18 protein-coding genes and 1 pseudogene are annotated in these 21,647 nt (G+C 48.4%); 18 read left to right on the top strand and 1 reads right to left on the bottom strand.

What is annotated here, in order from left to right; genetic code table 11:
- Window positions 1-6 precede the first annotated feature (6 nt).
- The 8 genes from C805_RS20785 (at window position 7) to C805_RS20755 (ending at window position 6,938) form a co-directional block, all read left to right on the top strand.
- Window positions 7-1,446, top strand: coding sequence for a TrkH family potassium uptake protein (locus tag C805_RS20785; RefSeq protein WP_016215978.1), 1,440 nt, complete (start codon window positions 7-9; stop codon window positions 1,444-1,446).
- A 34-nt stretch (window positions 1,447-1,480) separates the two neighbouring features.
- Window positions 1,481-1,714, top strand: coding sequence for a hypothetical protein (locus C805_RS20780; protein WP_016215977.1), 234 nt, complete (start codon window positions 1,481-1,483; stop codon window positions 1,712-1,714).
- 77 nt (window positions 1,715-1,791) lie between these two features.
- On the top strand, window positions 1,792-2,058 hold the full coding sequence (locus tag C805_RS20775) for a TM1266 family iron-only hydrogenase system putative regulator (RefSeq protein WP_016215976.1): 267 nt from the start codon (window positions 1,792-1,794) through the stop codon (window positions 2,056-2,058).
- Window positions 2,055-3,314 (top strand): [FeFe] hydrogenase H-cluster maturation GTPase HydF, encoded by a 1,260-nt coding sequence (gene hydF, locus C805_RS20770; protein WP_016215975.1) that lies wholly within the window; start codon window positions 2,055-2,057, stop codon window positions 3,312-3,314. Before C805_RS20775 ends, hydF begins: the two co-directional genes overlap by 4 nt.
- An 88-nt stretch (window positions 3,315-3,402) precedes the next feature.
- Window positions 3,403-4,107: a VanR-ABDEGLN family response regulator transcription factor gene (vanR, locus tag C805_RS20765; protein WP_016215974.1), complete on the top strand. Its 705-nt coding sequence runs from the start codon at window positions 3,403-3,405 to the stop codon at window positions 4,105-4,107.
- Complete coding sequence (locus tag C805_RS27610; protein ID WP_016215973.1) at window positions 4,097-5,200, top strand: sensor histidine kinase; 1,104 nt, start codon at window positions 4,097-4,099, stop codon at window positions 5,198-5,200. Before vanR ends, C805_RS27610 begins: the two co-directional genes overlap by 11 nt.
- Window positions 5,201-5,354: 154 nt before the next feature.
- Window positions 5,355-6,257, top strand: a complete 903-nt coding sequence (locus C805_RS0106360; RefSeq protein WP_016215972.1) for a C39 family peptidase — start codon at window positions 5,355-5,357, stop codon at window positions 6,255-6,257.
- 30 nt (window positions 6,258-6,287) lie between these two features.
- Window positions 6,288-6,938, top strand: coding sequence for an HAD family hydrolase (locus tag C805_RS20755; protein WP_016215971.1), 651 nt, complete (start codon window positions 6,288-6,290; stop codon window positions 6,936-6,938).
- A gap of 223 nt (window positions 6,939-7,161) precedes the next feature.
- Here C805_RS20755 and C805_RS20750 read toward each other — a convergent pair whose 3' ends face one another.
- A complete protein-coding gene (locus tag C805_RS20750; RefSeq protein ID WP_016215969.1) occupies window positions 7,162-8,766 on the bottom strand; it encodes a CTP synthase in 1,605 nt (534 codons plus the stop codon).
- A 348-nt stretch (window positions 8,767-9,114) separates the two neighbouring features.
- Here C805_RS20750 and ftsH point away from each other — a divergent pair.
- From ftsH to fba, 10 genes and pseudogenes are all read left to right on the top strand, one after another.
- Window positions 9,115-11,349, top strand: a pseudogene (gene ftsH / locus C805_RS27190) (ATP-dependent zinc metalloprotease FtsH); the annotation flags it as partial.
- 755 nt (window positions 11,350-12,104) lie between these two features.
- Complete coding sequence (gene uvrC, locus C805_RS20745) at window positions 12,105-13,991, top strand: excinuclease ABC subunit UvrC (protein WP_016215967.1); 1,887 nt, start codon at window positions 12,105-12,107, stop codon at window positions 13,989-13,991.
- A gap of 142 nt (window positions 13,992-14,133) precedes the next feature.
- Window positions 14,134-15,078, top strand: a complete 945-nt coding sequence (hprK, locus tag C805_RS20740; protein ID WP_016215966.1) for an HPr(Ser) kinase/phosphatase — start codon at window positions 14,134-14,136, stop codon at window positions 15,076-15,078.
- A gap of 33 nt (window positions 15,079-15,111) precedes the next feature.
- Complete coding sequence (locus C805_RS20735; RefSeq protein ID WP_371197681.1) at window positions 15,112-16,527, top strand: aminopeptidase; 1,416 nt, start codon at window positions 15,112-15,114, stop codon at window positions 16,525-16,527.
- On the top strand, window positions 16,528-17,439 hold the full coding sequence (gene murB / locus C805_RS20730; RefSeq protein WP_016215964.1) for a UDP-N-acetylmuramate dehydrogenase: 912 nt from the start codon (window positions 16,528-16,530) through the stop codon (window positions 17,437-17,439).
- A gap of 23 nt (window positions 17,440-17,462) precedes the next feature.
- Window positions 17,463-18,338 carry an RNase adapter RapZ gene (gene rapZ / locus C805_RS20725; RefSeq protein ID WP_016215963.1) on the top strand — a complete coding sequence of 292 codons (876 nt, stop codon included), beginning with the start codon at window positions 17,463-17,465 and terminating at the stop codon, window positions 18,336-18,338.
- 15 nt (window positions 18,339-18,353) lie between these two features.
- On the top strand, window positions 18,354-19,313 hold the full coding sequence (whiA, locus tag C805_RS20720) for a DNA-binding protein WhiA (protein ID WP_016215962.1): 960 nt from the start codon (window positions 18,354-18,356) through the stop codon (window positions 19,311-19,313).
- A 38-nt stretch (window positions 19,314-19,351) separates the two neighbouring features.
- Window positions 19,352-19,603 carry an HPr family phosphocarrier protein gene (locus C805_RS20715; RefSeq protein WP_016215961.1) on the top strand — a complete coding sequence of 84 codons (252 nt, stop codon included), beginning with the start codon at window positions 19,352-19,354 and terminating at the stop codon, window positions 19,601-19,603.
- A gap of 13 nt (window positions 19,604-19,616) precedes the next feature.
- Entirely contained in the window at window positions 19,617-20,525 is a 909-nt protein-coding gene (locus tag C805_RS20710; protein ID WP_016215960.1) for a diacylglycerol/lipid kinase family protein, read from the top strand.
- 129 nt (window positions 20,526-20,654) lie between these two features.
- The gene (fba, locus tag C805_RS20705) at window positions 20,655-21,518 is read left to right on the top strand and encodes a class II fructose-1,6-bisphosphate aldolase (RefSeq protein ID WP_016215959.1); all 864 of its coding nucleotides are present in this window, start codon (window positions 20,655-20,657) and stop codon (window positions 21,516-21,518) included.
- Window positions 21,519-21,647 lie beyond the last annotated feature (129 nt).

Here is a 21,647-nt window from a genome sequence, read left to right as displayed (position 1 = left end):
GAAGTTATGAATTATTCAATTATCAGGTATATTCTCTGCCGGGTTCTGGAATTTCAGGCGCTGTTTCTGGCCCTGCCCTGCGGAGCGGCTCTGATTTACAGGGAAAAAGAGGGATGGACATACGGGGCTGTTCTGGCAGCCTGTCTTTTGCCGGGCGTCCTTGGAAAGATGAAGAAGCCCAAAAGCACGGTGTTTTATGCAAGAGAAGGATTTGTGACAGTTTCTTTGAGCTGGATTGTGCTGAGTCTGACAGGAGCATTGCCCCTGTATCTGACGGGAGAAATATCCAGTTATACGGAAGCGCTGTTTGAGACCATTTCCGGTCTGACCACCACCGGAGCCAGCATTTTAAAGGATGTGGAAGCTCTGTCCAGATGCAGCCTGTTCTGGAGGAGTTTTACCCACTGGATTGGCGGAATGGGAGTGCTGGTGCTGATTCTGGCGGTTCTGCCCCTGGCGGGAGGCTACAATATGCATCTCATGCGGGCGGAAAGCCCTGGGCCTACGGTGGGAAAACTGGTGCCCAGAGTAAAAAACACAGCCCGGAATCTGTATAAAATGTATGTGGTACTGACTGTTGTACAGATTGTACTGCTGCTGATTACCGGCATGTCTCTGTTTGAGTCTCTGACCCTGTCCTTTGGTACCGCAGGTACCGGAGGATTTGGCGTGCTCAACAGCAGTATCGGGGACTATTCCATGGCCTCTCAGGCGGTAATTACGATTTTTATGATTCTGTTTGGCATTAATTTCGGCGTGTATTACCTGATCTGGACCAGAAAACCCCTGCAGGCTTTGCGCCATGAAGAAATGCGCTGTTATCTCGGACTGATTCTGGCAGCCATCCTCCTGATTACCATAAATATTAAAGGAGGATTTAACTCTGTGTTGGATGCCTTTCACCACGCGGCCTTTCAGGTGGCTTCCATTATCACCACCACAGGCTATTCCACCACGGATTTCAACCAGTGGCCGGAGTTTTCCAAAGTAATTCTGGTACTTCTGATGTTTGCGGGAGCATGTGCGGGAAGTACCGGAGGGGGAATTAAAATTTCCCGTGTGGTTATTATGATGAAACTGGTGAAAAACGAGCTGTCTTATCTGATTCATCCCAAACGGGTGCGCCAGATACATTTTGAGAAACGTGTGGTAAATAAAGACATACTGCGTTCCATCTGCGTGTTTTTTATTGCCTATGCCTTTGTCTTTGCCCTGTCTTTGCTTTTGATTTCTCTGGACGGGCTGGATTTTACCACCAATTTTACCGCGGTGGCGGCCACGCTGAACAATATCGGGCCGGGACTGGAACAGGTTGGGCCGGCGGCCAACTTTGCAGTGTATTCTCAGCCGGCAAAATATGTGCTGATGTTTGACATGCTGGCCGGGCGTCTGGAACTGTTCCCCATTCTGCTGCTGCTGGCTCCTTCCACCTGGAAACGGAGGTAAGAAGGAAGAACGGATCTGAAAAGGAGGCGGAATTATGCGCCGGATGGAATTTAAAATGGAACGCACAGGTCTGCTGAAAGAAGGGGATGTGCTTCCGGTGACAGAAGGGAAGCTGCCCACTTCATATTATTATACTCTGGGAAAGGCCTATGCCATGTCGGCCAACTACAGCTTCAGCCAACGCCTGAAATCCACAGAAGGAAAAGTGGTAAGTATCCACGAGACAGAAAAAGGATTTTTTGTAACAGTAGAATTTGACGAAGATTAAATACAGGAAAAATTCGGGTGCCCGAAAGCGAATCCGGAAAGGGATTTCCGGAAGAAAGATCAGAATTGAGGGAAGATATGGAATCACGGGTGGCCATTATCGGCATTATTGTAGAACAGGAAGAGTCTGTGGAGGAGCTGAACGGAATTCTTCACGGATACGGAAGTTATATTATCGGAAGAATGGGAATTCCCTATCCCAAAAAGGGGATTAATATTATCAGTATTGCGGTGGATGCACCTCAGGATATCATCAGCGCTCTTTCCGGGAAACTGGGAAAACTGGCCGGGGTAAGCAGCAAAACCGCCTATTCCAATGTGAAAGAGAGAAAGGAGCAGCCATGAGCCTGAACAGTACCCCTTCCCCGGACCGCATACATATCGGTTTTTTTGGAAGAAGAAATGCAGGAAAATCCAGTCTGGTAAACGCAGTGACCGGACAGGAACTGGCAGTGGTGTCTGATATCAGAGGAACTACCACAGACCCGGTGCAGAAAGCCATGGAACTTCTGCCCATGGGCCCGGTGGTGATTATTGATACGCCGGGAATGGATGACGAAGGCCCTCTGGGGGAACTGCGTGTCAGAAAAACCAGACAGGTTCTGAATAAAACAGATGTAGCTGTGCTGGTTACAGACAAAACCGCAGGATTTACAGAGGCGGAGCGGGAACTGGCGGACCTGTTTCAGGAAAAGCAGATCCCCTTTGTGGTTGCGATAAATAAAGCAGATTTACCGGAATCATCAGACCGGATTTTTTCAGAACCGCAGCATGGATGCCAGGCACAGGGCCCGTGGAGACCGGACAGGGAGCGCTGTATACAGGTCAGCGCAAAAACAGGGTTCCAGGTGAAAGAATTAAAAGAGAAAATAGCGGGACTGGCGGAAAATTCCGGGCCGAAAGGCAGAATTGCGGGAGATTTGCTCAGTCCGTCAGATTTTGTGGTGCTGGTGGTGCCCATTGACAAAGGGGCGCCCAAAGGCAGGCTGATTCTGCCTCAGCAGCAGACAATCCGGGATATTCTGGAGGCCGGTGCAGTTTCCATTGTCGTAAAGGAAACGGAATTAAAACAGACGTTGCAGGAGCTGGGAAAGAAGCCGGCCCTGGTCATTACAGACAGTCAGGTTTTCGCCGGCGTCAGCAGAGACACGCCGGAAGAAATCCCCCTTACCTCTTTTTCCATTCTTTTTGCCCGATACAAAGGTAATCTGCAGACCGTGGTACGGGGAGCGGCAGCGATTGACAGGCTGAAGGAAGGGGATAAAATTCTGATTTCAGAAGGGTGCACCCACCATCGCCAGTGCGATGATATCGGCTCCGTAAAGCTGCCCCGGTGGCTGGGAGAATACACGAAAAAGCAGCTTTCCCTTTCCTTTGCCTCAGGAATGGAATTTCCGGAGGATTTGTCTCAGTATAAGCTGATTATACACTGCGGAGGCTGTATGCTGAATGAGCGGGAGGTAAAATACCGTCTGAAATGTGCCGGGGACCAGCATGTTCCCATGACCAATTACGGAATCGCCATTGCCCATATGCAGGGGATTCTAAGGCGCAGCGTACAGATGTTTCCGGAGGTTCTGGCGGAGCTGCCGGTTCGCTGAACAGTGTCTGTTTAAATATCTGTCAGATACTGGCTGACAGAAAGCGGAAAGAACTGCAGAATGAGACGTTGCAGGAAGGAGGAAAGCAATGCCGGAGCGTATTCTGGTGGTAGATGATGAAACAGAAGTGGCAGATTTGCTGGAACTGTATCTGAAACATGAAGGATATGAAATTCTGAAATTTTATCAGGGGAAAGAGGTGTTGGACTGTGTGGCACAGGAAGACGTGGACCTGGCCATACTGGATTTGATGCTGCCGGATGTGGATGGATTCCGTCTTTGTCAGGAAATTCGGAAACAGCATTATTTTCCCATTATCATGCTGACTGCCAGAGTGGAAGATGTGGATAAAATCAACGGTCTGATGCTGGGAGCCGACGATTATATCACCAAACCCTTTAACCCGCTGGAAGTGGTGGCACGGGTAAAGACCCAGCTGCGCCGGTATCACCATTACAATGAGCGTGAGGAGGCAGGACAGGAGGAAAATCAGGAACATCTGGAAATCAGAGGCCTGATTATGAACAGGCGGAATCACCGCAGTTCTCTCTATGAGAAAAATCTGGAGCTGACCCCGCTGGAATTTGAGATTCTCTGGTATCTCTGCTGCCATCAGGGAGAGGTGGTTTCCTCTGAGGAACTGTTTGAGGCAGTCTGGAAAGAGAAATATCTGGACAATAACAATACCGTTATGGCCCACATTGGCAGAATACGGGAGAAAATGCAGGATTCTTACCGGAACCAGAAATTTATAAAAACGGTCTGGGGGGTTGGTTATACCATTGAAAAATGAAAAACAGATTAAACATGTGATTCTTCAGCGGTTTTTCCGGAAAATGCTGGGGGCAGGTTCTGCCTGTATGGGCTTGTTGGTGCTTTTGCTGTTTCTGGGAAAGACGGTGTGCGGAGCTTATGTATGGTATGGGAACGAGGAATTTTATCCCACCCTTCACTGGATATCGGAAAATCAGGGGATTTTCGTGTGCCTCATGTTTCTGGCCGGGCTGCTGGCCATCGGCGTATTTTACTGGGTGAGGCTGCTGAATTATTTTCAGGAAGTGCTGGGGGCCATGGAGAACCTTACGGAAGAATCCGGACTGATTCAGCTGCCGGGAGACTTACGGGAAGTGGAGCAGTATATGAATCAGGTGCAGCACCAGAATCAGAAGAACCGGGAGCTGGCCAGAGAAGCGGAACAGCGGAAAAATGACATGATTGTCTATCTGGCCCATGATTTGAAAACGCCCCTTACCTCAGTGATCGGCTATCTGACTCTGCTGCGGGAAGAACGTGAGATTTCTCCGGAGCTTCAGGAAAAATATCTGTCCATATCTCTGAATAAGGCAGAGCGTCTGGAAAGCCTGATTAATGAGTTTTTTGAGATTACCAGGTTTAATCTGACCCATCTGGAGTTGGAGACTGCCGCCATATCCCTGAAACTGCTGCTGGAGCAGACGGTGTTTGAATTTCATCCGGTGTTTCAGGAGAAAAATCTTACCTGCCGGCTGACGGTGGAGCCGGAGAATCTGCAGATTACCTGCGACCCGGAAAAGCTGCAGAGAGTCTTTGACAATCTGCTGCGGAATGCGGTGCTTTACAGCTACGAGGGTACGGAGATTCAGTTTCGGGCAGAAGAAGCAGAGGGCAGAGTACGCATTCAGGTGGAAAACAGGGGCGCCACCATTCCGGAAGAAAAGTTAGAACGTGTGTTTGAACAGTTTTACCGTCTGGACAGCGCCAGACAGAGCAAAAGCGGAGGCGCAGGGCTGGGCCTTGCCATCGCCAGAGAAATTGTCCGGCTGCACAAAGGCAGCATAAAAGCGGAGAGCAGGCAGGAAATAACCATATTTACGGTGGAACTTCCGCTGGCGGAAACCCTGTGCTGACAGTCAGCACAGAATAAATCTGAGCCCACCTTTAAATCTTCATAATTTCTTAAAAATTTTGCGAGAAAAAACGTGAGATCTGATAAACTCCTTTTCTTATAATAATTCTGTACAGAACAGGCAGATGAAAGTGAGAGAAGGAAAGGAGTTTTATATGAGACAGGGAAATACGGAATGGGATTTACAGGTGATTTCAGGAGATTATTATACAGAGTTTGGAAGAGAAAGAGGTTGCAAAAGAAAGAGCAGGTCAGGAAATACTTACAGCGCCAGAACCCTTGCCAGACGCCGGAGAGAGAAAAGACGAAGAAAAATAAAGCATATTGTACAGGGAGTATGCGTACTTCTGTTTCTGATGGCTGCGCTTCCGGCGGCAGGACGCATACTGCAGCATAAAGAAGGCGCAGAAGCGGCAGAACAGTTTTTGCAGGAACTGAAAATGAAGGAAGAGGATTATCCGCAGGAGCTGCAGGAAATGCTGGAAAAAAATCCGGAAACCGCGGATTTTGTGGCAGGTTATCCCAACCGGGCAGATTACCTTGGAAAAGAAATAGATCTGACTTCAGATTATCAGACGGGACAGGTTCCTCTGCTGATGCAGTGGGATCAGCGCTGGGGATATGACAGTTACGGACAGGAAATCATTGGAGTGGCAGGCTGCGGCCCTTCCTGTATGACCATGGCTTATCTGTATCTGACCGGAGATACTTCCATGAATCCCAGGAAAATGGCAGCATATGCATATGACAGCGGATTTTATACGGAGGCAGGCACAGGATGGGATTTTTTTACCAGAGGAGCTTCCGGACTGGGGCTATCCGGCAGTGAGCTTCCACTGGGAGAAGCTCAGATAAAACAGGCCCTGGACCAGGGCGGAGTGGTAATCTGCAGTATGCGTCCGGGAGATTTTACCACCACCGGACATTTTATTCTTTTGCGGAGCTATGACGACAACGGGTTTTATGTCAATGACCCCAACAGCAGGAAAAACAGTGAAAAACAATGGGATTTTGATACCTTAAGCCCTCAGATTAAGTGTCTGTGGAATATTATGTAAACCACAGAACACAGGAAAGGAAAGAAAAGTATGAAATATCAGGCAGTTGTTTTTGATTTTGATTATACGCTGGGAGACTCCACAGATGGAATTGTGTCGAGCGTCAATCACGGGCTGGGAAGCCTGGGAATTCCTCTGGCTGACAGGGAGGAAGTCCGGAAAACCGTCGGACTTTCCCTGAAAGAAACCTACCGGCAGCTGACCGGGGATCAGGAGGAAGCAAAAGCAGTGCTGTTTGAAATATATTTCCGGGATATGGCGGATCTGGTTATGACAGCTTATACGGAACTGTTTCCGGATACGCTGGGCCTGCTCCGTTCTCTGAAAAACCGGAACATACGGACGGGAATCGTGACTACAAAATACCACTACCGGATGGATGCAATCCTGGACAAATGCCATGCCGCAGAGTACATTGACATGATTGTGGGCGGAGAGGATGTGAGGGCGGCCAAACCGGATCCGGAGGGGCTGCTGCTGACGCTGGATGCCTTTCATCTGTCATCGGACCAGGTGCTGTATGTGGGGGACAGCGTGGTGGACGCCAGGACAGCGGAGGCTGCGGGCGTGGATTTTGCAGGAGTCACCACGGGAGCCACGGCCAGAGAGGAGCTGGAAAAATATCCCTGTGTGGGGGTGTATGGAAGTTTAAAGGAGTTAGGAGAGAAAGTCTGCAGTTAAGAATGGAAAACAGTTTAAAGGAGAAGACATTTGATAAATGAGCAGAAGAGTTTCGTCCGGATATCTGTGCGGTAAAAAGAAAAGAGAGAATCCCATGAGAGGTCAAAGGCCTGAAAACCTGAATTTCATGGGATTCTCTTTTACTGTGCTGTTATCTGCCGCGAGAGAAAATGCACTGTTTCTGCTGTTGCATTCCGGGAACATGCCGGTTCTGAATATACAGTCAGTGCTTTACTTTAATGGCAGCTTCCACGAAGCCCTTAAACAGCGGATGAGGCCGGTTGGGCCTTGATTTTAATTCCGGATGGGCCTGTGTGGCAATATACCAGGGGTGGTCCGGAATCTCTACCATTTCCACAATCCGTCCGTCCGGGGAAAGGCCGCAGAGCTTCATGCCGTGTTCCGTAAGGACAGAACGGTAATCATTGTTTACCTCATAACGGTGGCGGTGACGCTCGTGGATAGTCTCTGCTCCGTAGACCTGGTATGCTCTGGAGGATTTGTCCAGGACACAGGGGTAGGAACCCAGCCGCAGCGTTCCGCCGATATCTTCCACACCGCTCTGATCCGGCATCAGTGCAATTACAGGGTGAGGAGTGTTGGGGTTCAGTTCAATGCTGTGGGCGTCCCGTAATCCGCAGATATGGCGGGCATATTCCACAATGGAGAGCTGCATTCCAAGGCAGAGGCCCAGGAAAGGGATCTGATGTTCCCTTGCATACTGGCAGGCCAGGATTTTACCGTCGATTCCCCGGTCGCCGAAGCCGCCGGGAACCAGGATACCCTGGACATTTCCCAGAACCTGATCTGCATTCTCTTCATTTAACAGTTCGGAATCCACCCATTTGATATTTACCGTGGCACGTTCTGCGATTCCGCCGTGCTTCAGGGCTTCCACAACGGAAATATAGGCGTCGTGAAGAGAAATATATTTTCCCACAAGAGCAATTTCCACCTCTTTGTTAGGGTTGCGAAGAGAATCCACCATGTCAATCCAGTCGCTTAAATCCGGTTCCGGGCAATCCAGATGGAGACATTCGCAGGCTACCTGGGCAAGATTTTCCTTTTCCATGGCCAGCGGGGCCTCATACAGATATTCCACATCCAGATTCTGGAGTACATGGCTGTCAGGCACATTGCAGAATAATGCGATTTTGTCTTTGATGGCCTGGTCGAGAGGATGTTCTGAGCGGCACACAATAATATCGGGCTGGATACCCATACCCTGCAGTTCCTTTACGCTGGCCTGGGTGGGTTTTGTTTTCATTTCCCCGGAAGCAGTAATATAGGGAATCAGAGTAACATGGATTAAGATGGCATTTTCATGGCCCACCTCATGCTGGAACTGGCGGATAGATTCCAGGAAAGGCTGGCTTTCCATATCCCCCACAGTTCCGCCTACCTCAATAATGGCAATGTGGGTATCCTCAGTGGTGAAATTCCGGTAGAACCGGCTCTTGATTTCATTGGTAATATGGGGGATTACCTGAACCGTGCCGCCGCCGTAGTCGCCCCTGCGCTCTTTCTGGAGTACGGACCAGTAGACCTTGCCTGTGGTTACGTTGGAATTTTTGCCTAAATTTTCATCAATAAAGCGCTCATAATGGCCCAGGTCAAGGTCTGTTTCCGCACCGTCGTCGGTGACAAATACCTCGCCGTGCTGAATGGGGTTCATGGTTCCGGGGTCGATGTTGATGTAAGGGTCAAATTTCTGCATGGTGACTCTGTACCCACGGGCTTTCAGCAGCCGGCCCAGAGATGCGGCGGTAATTCCCTTGCCGAGACCGGAAACAACTCCACCAGTGACAAAGACGTATTTTACGGGCATAGATAGATCCTCCTTTTATATGTGAACATTAATAAATTCTGATTCTGCTGTATGAACTAATATATTATACAACCTGTGAAGAAAGAAAGCCAGAACTTTTATAAAATTAGGCTCTCAAAAAACATGAAATTTCTCCGGTGCAGATTTTTACAGCGCGAAACCGCAGTTTCTGCAAACCTGCGGGTTTACAGTCCTTGTGCACAGAGAATCCTGTGGCACATTCTTTTTTATAAAAACTTTAGAAATGTGCAGAAAAGTTTAGGAGAATTGTATTGATTTTCACGGCAAATGCACATATAATAAAGAGGTGTCGCGAAACAGATTGTTGCGATACTCAGGAGGAAATAGATGGAAAACAAAGGAAATAATAATAACAAAGGTGGAAATAACAATGGCGGCAACAATAAAAACGGAATGACCATTATGGTCTTTATTCTGGCAGCGCTGCTGGTGCTTTTTCTGACCAGCCTGCTGAACAGCTGCGCCAAAGATGCCACCAACAAAGAAGTCACATATTCGGAATTTATAGATATGGTGGAGCAGGATAAGGTGGAGTCGGTGACTTTTACCTCCAGCCGGATTAATATTACGCCCAAAGAGGAAAACCGTTTATACCGGATTACCTATTACACAGCAGAACTGAATGATGAGACCCTTCTGCCTCTGCTGAAAGAGCATGACGTGAAATTCGGCGGAACGGTGGAAGATGTTTCCACGGCCATTATGTGGAATATGGTAAGTTATATTCTTCCGCTGGTGCTGGTATGGATTCTTCTCTATTTTCTGATTTTCCGCAAAATGGGAGGCGGCGGAATGATGGGGGTAGGAAAGAGCACCGCGAAAGTCTATGTGGAGAAATCCACAGGCGTAACCTTTAAAGATGTGGCGGGACAGGATGAGGCCAAGGAATCCCTGCAGGAAGTGGTGGATTTCCTTCATAATCCCAAGAAATATACGGATATCGGGGCAAAACTTCCCAAAGGAGCATTGCTGGTGGGCCCTCCGGGAACCGGTAAAACCCTTCTTGCCAAGGCAGTGGCCGGAGAGGCGAAAGTGCCTTTCTTTTCACTGGCAGGCTCGGATTTTGTGGAAATGTTTGTGGGCGTGGGCGCTTCCCGTGTCCGTGATTTGTTTAAGGAAGCCCAGAAACAGGCGCCCTGTATTATTTTTATTGATGAGATTGACGCCATCGGCAAGAGCCGGGATACCAGATACGGCGGCAACGATGAGCGGGAGCAGACCCTGAATCAGCTTCTGGCGGAGATGGACGGTTTTGATACCTCCAAGGGACTTCTGATTCTGGCAGCCACCAACCGTCCGGAAGTGCTGGATAAGGCTTTGCTGCGTCCGGGACGTTTTGACCGCAGAATCATTGTGGACAAACCGGATCTGAAAGGAAGAGTGGAAACTCTGAAAGTACACGCCAAAAACGTGCTTTTGGATGACTCGGTGGATTTGGATGCCATTGCGCTGGCAACCTCCGGGGCAGTAGGCTCGGATTTGGCCAATATGATAAACGAAGCGGCCATCAATGCTGTAAAACAGGGCAGAAAATATGTAAATCAGGGAGATTTATTTGAATCTGTGGAAGTGGTCATTGCCGGAAAAGAGAAAAAAGACCGGATTATGGGACCGAAAGAGAAGAAGATGGTTGCATATCACGAAGTGGGCCACGCGCTGGTAACCGCACTGCAGAAAGATGCGGAGCCTGTTCAGAAAATCACCATTGTGCCCAGAACCATGGGAGCGCTGGGCTATACCATGCAGGTGCCGGAGGAAGAAAAATTCCTGATGACCAAAAACGAACTGGTAGCCCATCTCGTTACCTATATGGGCGGCCGGGCTGCAGAGGAGATCGTATTTGATTCTGTTACCACCGGAGCGTCCAATGATATAGAGCAGGCCACCAAGATTGCGAGATCCATGGTGACCCAGTACGGTATGTCAGAACGGTTCGGCCTTATGGGGCTGGTAACGGTTGAGAGCCAGTATCTGGATGGAAGGGCAAGCCTGAACTGCGGAGAAGAAACAGCAGCCCAGATTGACCAGGAGGTTATGAAGATCCTGAAAGAAAGCTACGACGAGGCAGTGCGCCTTCTTCAGGAAAACAGAAGCATTCTGGATGAAATTGCCCAGTACCTCTATGAGCACGAGACAATTACCGGAAAAGAGTTTATGAAGATTTTCCGTGAACTGAAGGGAATTCCGGAGCCGGAAGAAAAAACGGAGGCAGAAAAAGCGGCCGAAAAATTTAAGGCAGAGGAAACCCGTAAATGGGAGTTTGCAAAACCGGAAGAAAAGGTTTTATCCAAAGAGGCAGAACAGGCGGTTTTGGATAAAAAGGCCCTGGAAAAACCAGAGCAGGATTTTGGGGAACCGGAGATGCCGGAAGAAAAGAAACCGGAACAGATTTCCGAAGAGCCGGAAAAAGAGGAAGCGGCGGAAGAATCAGAGAGTGCTGTTTCGGAACCGGAAACCCCGGAGGAAAAGATACCGGAACAGATTCCGGGAGAAGCAGAAAAAGAAGACCAGGGGAATATCACAGAAGAACCGGAAGAAGAGAAAGAGCAGAACAGTATCACAGAGGAGCCGGAGGAACAGAAGATAACTGCTGTGGAACAGAAAGAGCCGGAACCGGAGATTTTTCTGTCCGTCAATACTCCGGATGAAGAACCCGTTCTGGAAGTAAACACCTTAAGCACGGCAGAACTGCTGGAAGCCAGAATACTGGAAGGCGGAGAAGAACTGGTTCAGGAGGATGACATACCGGAAGATATGCTTTTGGAAGTCAATACTCTGGAGGTGAATACGCTGGAAGGAGAAGATCTTCCCGGAGAGCTGGCAGAACATGGGGAAGAAGAAATACAGATTATCCCTGTGGTGGTGAACGGATTACAGGAACCGGATTCGGAAGACAAACTGCTGGTGAATATGGAGATTCCTGAGAATTCGGCCATTGTCTCTCTGCGGAAAAAGCATGAGGAGAAAAAGGCTGCAAAGCAGGAAGCAGATATGGAGCCGGAACAGACCGCTGCAGAAACAGAGCAGTCCTCTGCTTTTGAAGAAAAGGTAAAACAGGAAGAAAGACCATCTGTTTCTGAAGAAACAGTGGGGCAGGAAAGCAGACCCCCTGTATTGGAAGAAGCTGTGAAAAAGGCCTTTGGGGCAGAACCGGACACACCGGAAGAATGGGGATTTTTCCCTGTAAAAAAAGGAATTTCCGGGAAAGGGAAAGAGGTTTCCCCTCAGACGGAGGATTTGGGACAGCAGGAAGAAGTACAGGATGACTCCGGGGATGGAGAGGATTATCTGGATAAACTCTTAAAGGGATTGAAATAATGTTTGATATTCAGGAAGAACTGAAAAAACTCCCTCAGAAACCGGGAGTGTACATTATGCACGATGCGAAAGATGCGATTATTTATATTGGAAAGGCAGTCAGCCTGCGGAATCGGGTGCGCCAGTATTTCCGTCCCAGTCACAATGAGGGACTGAAAAAGGAGCAGATGGTAAGACAGATTGAGCGGTTTGAATATATCATCACCGATTCCGAGCTGGAAGCCCTGATTCTGGAGTGCAATCTTATCAAAGAACATCGGCCGAAATATAATACCATGCTGAGGGATGACAAAACATACCCTTATATCAGAGTGACGCTGGGAGAGGATTTTCCCAGAGTCCTCTTTTCACGTCAGATGAAAAAAGATAAATCCCGGTATTTCGGGCCGTATACCAGTGCAGGCGCTGTAAAAGATACCATTGAACTGATTCAGAAGATATATTCTCTGCGTACCTGCAGCCGTTCCCTGCCAAAGGACATCGGAAAAGAAAGGCCCTGTCTGAATTATCATATTCATCAGTGCATGGCGCCCTGTCAGGGAGAGGTGAGCAGGGAAAAATACCGGGAACAGATACACCGCGTCATGGAATTTCTCAATGGAAATTACCAGCCGGTACTGAAAGAGCTGGAAGCAAAGATGGAGGCGGCTTCTGAAAATATGAATTTTGAAAAAGCTATTGAGTATCGGGAGCTTTTAAAAGCGGTGAAACAGATTGCCCAGAAACAGAAGATTACCAGCTCGGACGGAGAAGACAAAGACATTATTGCCATGGCTTCGGACGGAGAAGATGCAGTGGTTCAGGTGTTTTTTGTACGGGAAGGGAAACTGATTGGAAGAGACCATTTTCATGTAAATATCGGCAGCGAGGACACCAGGCCTCAGGTACTGGCCACATTTCTGAAACAGTTTTACGCCGGAACCCCCTTTATTCCGGGAGAGCTGATGATTCAGGAAGAAATAGAAGAGGCGAAAGTCATAGAGGAATGGCTGACCCAGAAGCGGGGGCAGAAAGTTTCCCTTCGGGTTCCCAAAAAAGGCATGAAGGAAAAGCTGGTGGAACTGGCGGCTCAGAATGCATCCATGGTGCTGTCGCAGGATAAGGAGAAAATCAGGCGGGAAGAGGGCAGGACCATCGGCGCGTTGAAGGAAATCGGGAAACTGCTGGATCTGGAAGAACTGAAACGGGTGGAGGCCTTTGACATTTCCAACATCAATGGATTTGAGACAGTAGGTTCCATGGTGGTCTATGAAAAAGGAAAGCCAAAACGAAGTGATTACCGGAAGTTCAAACTGCGTACCGTCACAGGGCCGGATGATTACGCCTCCATGTACGAAGTGCTCACAAGACGGTTTTCCCATGGGATGAAAGAACAGGAAGAAATGAAAGAGCGGGCGCTGGAAAATGATTACGGCAGTTTTACCCGGTTTCCGGATTTGATTATGATGGACGGTGGAAAAGGGCAGGTAAATGTGGCCCTGAAGGTGTTAGAGGAACTGAAACTGCAGATTCCCGTCTGCGGAATGGTAAAAGATGATAATCACCGTACCCGTGGGTTATACTATCAGAATAAGGAGATTCCCATTGACAGGCATGGAGAAGGATTTAAGCTGATTACCAGAATCCAGGATGAGGCTCATCGGTTTGCCATTGAATATCACCGGTCCCTGAGAAGCAGGGAACAGGTACATTCCGTCCTGGATGATATTCCGGGAATTGGTGCGGCCAGAAGAAAGGCCCTGATGAAGGCATTTCAGTCACTGGAAGCCATTCGGGAAGCAGATGTGGAAACCCTGGCAGAAATTCCCTCTATGAATCAGCAGGCAGCCAGGGCAGTTTATCAGTTTTTCCGTTCTGCGGAAAAAAATGTTCACACGGAAGCATGAAGTTCCTTTTGGCAGAAGAAAAACATGGACCGGCCGGCTGTCGGTTGAAGGAGCACATCATCTGTGATAAAATATCCGTACAGAGTTCAGCCTGTAAAGTGAAATCATTTACTGCCGGAGGAACCGGAGAAAAGGAGATATGATGAACGGTGTAAGCGTGAAAAAGATAGTGGAAAAAATGAATCTGAAGATACTGAATCCAGAGGTGGACATTAAGAACCGCAAGGTAACAACCGCTGAAGTAAACCGGCCGGCATTGCAGTTAGCAGGATATTTCGATTATTTTGAAAAGAGCAGAGTTGAGATTGTGGGAATGGTGGAGCACACCTATATGCAGAAGCTGGACCGGGAAGAAAAACTGGATCTGTATCGCAAATTTTTCTCCCACAGCGTACCCTGCGTGATTTTCAGCCGGAACCTGGAGCCGGATGGAGATCTTCTTAAGATTGCAACAGAATATGACACTCCGGTGCTTTCCACAGATTACGGTACGTCTGCATTTATGGCAGAGCTGATTTACTATCTGGGAGAAGCGCTGGCGCCCTGTATCTCCATCCATGGAGTGCTGGTGGACGTATACGGAGAAGGACTGCTGATTATGGGAGAGAGCGGCATCGGAAAAAGTGAAGCTGCCCTGGAGCTGATTCGCAGAGGCCATCGTCTGGTCAGTGACGACGTGGTGGAAATCCGCAAAATCAATAAGCATACGCTGGTGGGAACGGCGCCGGATATTACCCGGTATTTCATCGAGCTGCGGGGGGTGGGCATTATTGACGTCAAGACCCTGTTCGGTGTGGAATGTGTGAAAGAAAAGCAGAATATAGATCTGGTGATTAAACTGGAAGACTGGAAGAAAGAAAATGAGTACGACCGTCTGGGCCTGGAAGAAGAATACACGGAATTTCTCGGCAACAAGGTAGTATGCCATTCACTGCCCATCCGCCCCGGACGTAACCTGGCGGTTATCTGCGAATCTGCGGCGGTAAACCACAGACAGAAGAAAATGGGCTATAATGCGGCGAAAGAACTGTATCGCCGGGTGCAGGAGAATCTGCAGAAATCAGATGAAGAGGAAGAAGAGGACTGATTCAGAAAACCACCCGTTATGGGAATAATCAGAATGAACAGGAGGAAATTATCAATGGAAAGAAAGAATGCATGGAAAAAATACCCGGAAGGGGAACGGGAAGCAGTATTTGCTTTCGGAGAGCAGTACAGAAAATTCATTTCAGACTGTAAAACAGAACGGGAATGCGTGACGGAGCTGGTGGCTCAGGCCAGAGCCGCCGGATTTGAAGATTTAAAGGATATCCTGGCTTCCGGCAGAACCATCAAAACCGGGGACAGAATATATGCGGAAAATATGGGTAAACTGCTGGCGCTGTTCGTCATCGGAAAACAGCCTCTGGAACAGGGCATGAATATCCTGGGAGCTCATATTGACTCGCCGAGACTGGATTTAAAACAGGTACCCCTTTATGAAGATACGGAGCTGGCCCTTCTGGATACCCATTACTATGGAGGCGTGAAAAAGTATCAGTGGGTGGCTCTGCCCCTGGCCCTTCATGGAGTGATTGTGAAAAAAGACGGCACAAAAGTAAACGTCAATGTGGGAGAAAAAGACGAAGATCCCGTATTCGGCGTCAGCGACCTTTTGATTCATCTGGCCGCAGACCAGCTTGAGAAAAAAGCTGCCAAAGTCATAGAAGGGGAAAATCTGGATGTGCTGGTGGGCAGTATTCCCTTTGAAAAAGAAGAAGATAAGGAAAAAGCCAAAGAAACTGTCAAGGCAAATGTACTGAATATTCTGAAAGAACAGTATAATATAGAAGAAGATGATTTCCTGTCAGCGGAAATTGAAGTGGTTCCGGCCGGAAAAGCCAGAGATTACGGTTTTGACCGCAGCATGATTATGGGATACGGCCATGATGACAGAGTGTGTGCATATCCTTCCTTTGCAGCCCTTCTGGAAGCAGGCGTATGTGAAAAAACAGGAGTCTGCCTGCTGGTGGATAAAGAAGAAATCGGAAGCGTGGGAGCTACTGGTATGCAGTCTCAGTTTTTTGCCTATACAGTGGCGGAAATCATGAATAAAATGGGCGGTTATGACCAGATTATCTTTAACCGGGCCATGAGCAGTTCCAAAGTCCTTTCCTCCGATGTGAGTGCGGCTTTCGACCCTCTGTATGCATCTGTAATGGAAAAGAAAAACTGCGCATATTTTGGAAACGGTCTGGTATTCAACAAATACACAGGTTCCAGAGGAAAAGGCGGCTCCAATGACGCCAATCCCGAATATATGGCGAAGCTGCGGAAAATCATGGATGACAACGACGTATCCTTCCAGACCTCAGAACTTGGAAAAGTAGACCAGGGAGGCGGCGGAACCATTGCCTATATTCTGGCAAATTACAATATGTCTGTGATTGACAGCGGCGTGGCGGTGCTGAATATGCACGCTCCCTGGGAAATCATCAGCAAAGTGGATTTATATGAGGCAAAACGAGGCTATACAGCGTTTTTGAAAGAGGCATAAATGTTGAATGAGATTTTTGCAGAACAGTTACGAAAGATACTGGGCGAGGAACAGTGCTTCATACAGGAGCCCATGAGCAGGCACATTACCTTTCGGGTGGGCGGCCCTGCAGATTATTATGTGCGTCCCACAGGGCAGCAGATCCGGCCTGTGCTTGCACTGTGCAGACAGTTTGAAATCCCCTGGATGGTGAAGGGCAACGGCAGCAATCTGCTGGTGGGAGACAGAGGGATCCGCGGACTGGTGATAGAGCTGGGAAAGATGGCGGAAACTGTTACCCTGGAAGGGACTCTGGTTCGGGCAGAAGCCGGGGCTCTGCTGTCGGCTGTGGCCTGGCAGGCAGCCCGGCAGGGACTGACCGGTATGGAATTTGCATCAGGAATTCCCGGCAGCATGGGCGGTGCGGTGGTTATGAACGCCGGCGCCTATGGGGGTGAAATGAAACAGATTCTGGAAAGGGTGACCGTTCTCACAGAAGAGGGGGAGGAAAAGACCCTGGAACTGCAGGAACTGGACCTTGGATACCGCCACAGCTGTATTCCGGAAAACCGCTATATTGTACTGGAGGCAGAGTTAAGGCTGCAAAAGGGAGATGAGGAGGCCATCCGGCAGCGGATGGAAGAGCTGAGAGCACAGAGAACCGGGAAACAGCCTCTGGAATATCCCAGCGCAGGAAGCACCTTTAAGCGGCCGGAAGGATATTTTGCCGGAAAACTCATTCAGGATGCAGGACTTCGGGGCTATCAGGTAGGAGGCGCCCAGGTGTCGGAAAAGCATTGCGGATTTGTCATCAACCGGGATCAGGCAACAGCCGGAGATATCCGTCAGTTAATCCGGGATGTGCAGGACAGGGTGGAAGCACAGTCCGGTGTGCGTCTGGAGCCGGAGGTCAGGTTTACAGGGGAATTTTAAGGGGAGTTTAAGGAGGATAAGCAGTGAAATTTGTGATTTTGACAGGGATGTCCGGAGCAGGAAAAAGTACGGCTCTGAAAGTGATGGAGGATATCGGGTATTTTTGTGTGGATAACCTTCCGATTGCCCTTCTTGAGAAATTTGCGGAGCTTGCGGACGTGCCGGGGGCAGAACTGCAGAAAGTGGCCCTGGGAGTGGATATCCGCAGCGGCCAGTCACTGGATGAGCTGCAGAACGTTCTGGACAGGCTTCGCCAGGCAGGTACTTCCTTTGATATACTCTTTCTGGATTCCACAGATGAGGTTCTGGTCAAACGATATAAAGAAACGCGCAGGACCCATCCCCTGGCAGGAGGGGAACGGGTGGACAAAGGCATACGCAAAGAACGGATGCGGCTGGAATTTCTGAGGAAGCAGGCAGATTATATTCTGGACACCAGCAACATGCTCACCAGAGAGCTGAAAGCAGAGCTGGAGAAAATATTTGTGAGGAACCAGGATTATCAGAATCTGTTTGTAACTATAGTTTCCTTTGGCTTCAAATACGGAATTCCCACAGATTCCGACCTGGTGTTTGACGTGCGGTTTCTGCCCAATCCCTATTATGTGGAGGGGCTTCGGGCTAAAACAGGAAATACCAGGGAAATTCAGGATTTTGTTATGCAGCACCCGGAAGCAGGAACATTTCTGGATAAACTGGAAGATATGGTGAAATTCCTGATTCCCCATTATATTGCCGAGGGCAAAACCCAGCTTGTAATCAGCATAGGATGTACCGGAGGAAAGCACCGGTCCGTAACCCTTGCCAACGGACTGTATGAAAGGCTGAAAAATCAGGAAGAATACGGAATAAAAATTGAACACCGGGACATCCAGAAGGATGCCCTTCGGGGGAAATAGGGGGAGGAGAGATTCATGTCCTTTTCTGGTCAGGTAAAAGAAGAATTATCACGCCAGATTCATAAAAGCAGACACTGCCGGATTGCGGAGATTGCAGCGGTTCTGAGCTTTGCCGGAAAGCTGGAAGAAACAGAGGATGAGAGCATTCTCAGAGTATACACAGAGAATCTTTCCCTGGCCCGGAAATATTTTATTCTGATGAAACAGACCTTTCAGGTTACCTGCCGGATTGCAGTGCGGCAGAACATTTACCTTCATAAAAGCAGAACCTTTGTGATTTCCCTGTCAGGACAGAAGGAAGTCAGCAGGGTACTGCAGGCGGTAAAATGGCGCAGTGAGAAAAATGAGGATATTCGCACCAGAGAGCTGGCGCATAAGATTCTGGTACAGAAATCCTGCTGCCGCCGGGCTTTTATCCGGGGGGCCTTTTTAAGCGCCGGTTCCATGAGCGATCCGGAGAAATCCTATCATTTTGAGATTGTCTGCACAGGAGAAGAAAAGGCCGGACAGCTGATGGAAATCATCAACAGCTTTGACATGGATGCCAAAGTGGTTATGCGCAAGAAAAATCATGTGGTATATCTGAAAGAAGGGGCTCAGATTGTGGATATACTGAATATCATGGAGGCCCATGTGGCCCTGATGAATCTGGAAAATGTACGGATTATCAAGGAAATGCGCAATTCCGTCAACCGCCAGGTAAACTGCGAGACAGCCAACATCAACAAGACGGTCAGCGCTGCAGTACGTCAGGTGGAAGACATCAATTATATCAGACTTACCAGAGGACTGGACAGTCTGCCGGATAATTTAAGAGAAGTGGCGCTGGTTCGTCTGCAGTATCCCCAGGCCCCATTAAAGGAGCTTGGAACCTTTCTGGAGCCTCCGGTGGGGAAATCAGGGGTAAACCACAGGCTCCGCAGATTATGCGAACTGGCACAGGAACTGAGACAGACAGATTGTGAGAATATGTAAGGCGAGAATTCGTCTGCGTAAAGTAAGGAGGCAGGTCTATGCTGCAGGAAACCATGAAAATAAGAATTAAAAATGGGGCGGATGCACGTATACTGGCAGAGCTGGTGCAGGTGGCCAATTACTATTCGTGCAGTGTTTATCTGGAAAAAGACGGAAAACGTATCAACGCCAGGAGCCTGATGGGAATGATGAGCCTGGGGCTTCCGGAAGGAGAGGAAATCACAGTGATGACAGACGGGGAACGGGAAGCAGACGCCATGGAGTCTGTCCGGCAGTTTCTGAAAGATTAAGGGAGGCGCCCCCATGAAAAGAAAAAAACTGCTGTTTATATATAATCCTTTTTCCGGAAAAGGGCAGATTAAGAATAAATTATCGGAAATCGTAGATCAGTTTGTGAAAAGCGGATATGAAGTGACCATATATCCCACCCAGAAGCCTCAGGACGCCATGGAACTGGTGGAAGAGACAGAAGAGGTTTATGATCTGGTGGTTTGCAGCGGCGGGGACGGCACCCTGGATGAAACTGTAACAGGAATGATGAGACGGGAGAAAAAAGTGCCCATTGGATACATTCCCGCAGGCAGTACCAATGACTTTGCCAATTCACTGGATATTCCCAAAAGTATGGAGCAGGCAGCCAGAATTGCAGTGGAGGGAGAGCCCTTTGGCTGTGATATTGGCAGCTTTAACGGAGATTATTTTGTCTATATCGCGGCGTTTGGCCTGTTTACAGACGTATCCTATGCAACAAGCCAGGAGCTGAAAAACAGAATCGGCCATCTGGCCTATCTGCTGGAGGGAGTAAAACGGATTCCCGGTATCCAGTCTTACCATCTTCAGGTTACCTGTGAGGGACATACTTTTGAGGATGAATTTATCTACGGAATGGTGACCAATTCCACTTCTGCCGGAGGATTTAAAAATATTACCGGAAAAAATGTGGAGCTGGATGACGGCCTTTTTGAAGTTACGTTAATCCGTATGCCCAAAAACCCCATAGAGCTGAATGAGATTATCGGAAGTCTGACCAACCTGATTGACGATACGGACCTGATTTATACCTTTAAGACAGACAGAATTACCCTGAAGTCTCTGGAAGAAATCCCCTGGACCCTGGACGGAGAATACGGAGGGACCCATAGTGAGGTGGAGATTCAGAACGGAAAACAGGCTGTTCAGATTATGGTAAAAAAGAAAGAATTATCAGGATAATACCTTTTCTTTTTGGAAAAAGTAGGATATAATAGCTAAGGATGTAACTGTTCCCAACAGTTTGCCGAAAGATTTGAAATTCAGGTGCGTTCCCTGTCGTGGACAGGGGGCAGAAATGGAGGAAGAGAAATGTTAGTATCTGCAAAAGAAATGTTACAGAAAGCAAAAGCAGGACACTACGCAGTGGGGCACTTTAACATCAACAATCTGGAGTGGACAAAAGCTGTCTTACTGACTGCAGAAGAATTGAAATCCCCGGTAATTCTGGGTGTATCCGAAGGCGCCGGAAAGTACATGACAGGTTTCAAAACAGTAGTTGGAATGGTAAATGCAATGCTGGAAGAGCTGAACATCACAGTTCCCGTTGCACTTCATCTGGACCATGGCAGCTATGACGGATGTATGAAATGTATCGAAGCAGGATTTTCTTCTATTATGTTCGACGGTTCCCACTATCCTATCGAGGAAAATGTGGAGAAGACAAAAGAGCTGGTAAAACTTGCTCATGACAAGGGAATGTCCATTGAAGCGGAAGTTGGAGCTATCGGCGGCGAGGAAGACGGCGTTGTGGGAACAGGAGAATGTGCAGATCCCAACGAATGTAAGGCAATTGCAGACCTGGGCGTTGACATGCTGGCAGCAGGTATCGGCAATATCCATGGCAAATATCCGGAAAACTGGGCAGGACTGAGTTTTGAAACACTGGATGCCATTCAGCAGCAGACAGGCGATATGCCGCTGGTACTTCACGGTGGTACAGGTATTCCGGAAGATATGATTAAAAAGGCAATTTCTCTTGGCGTGGCTAAGATCAACGTAAATACAGAGTGCCAGTTATCCTTTGCAGCAGCAACCAGAGAATACATTGAAGCAGGCAAAGATCAGCAGGGCAAAGGCTTTGATCCCAGAAAGCTGCTGGCTCCTGGTACAGAGGCAATCAAAGCTACCGTAAAAGAGAAAATGGAATTATTCGGCTCTGTTGGAAAAGCGTAAAGAAAGATTGTTTCACAGCCAGACAGAGAACCATTGTCTATATTTCATAAAAAAAAGAAATAAAACGAATAAATTTATTCGGAATAGCAAAAAATAAAATATTTCTGATATTTCTATTGCTTTTTACTG

This window comes from Eubacterium sp. 14-2 (genome assembly GCF_000403845.2).
Taxonomy (GTDB): Bacteria; Bacillota; Clostridia; order Lachnospirales; family Lachnospiraceae; genus Petralouisia.
The sequence above is the reverse complement of the archived record's forward strand: the minus strand, read 5'-3'. Positions and strand labels throughout refer to the sequence as shown.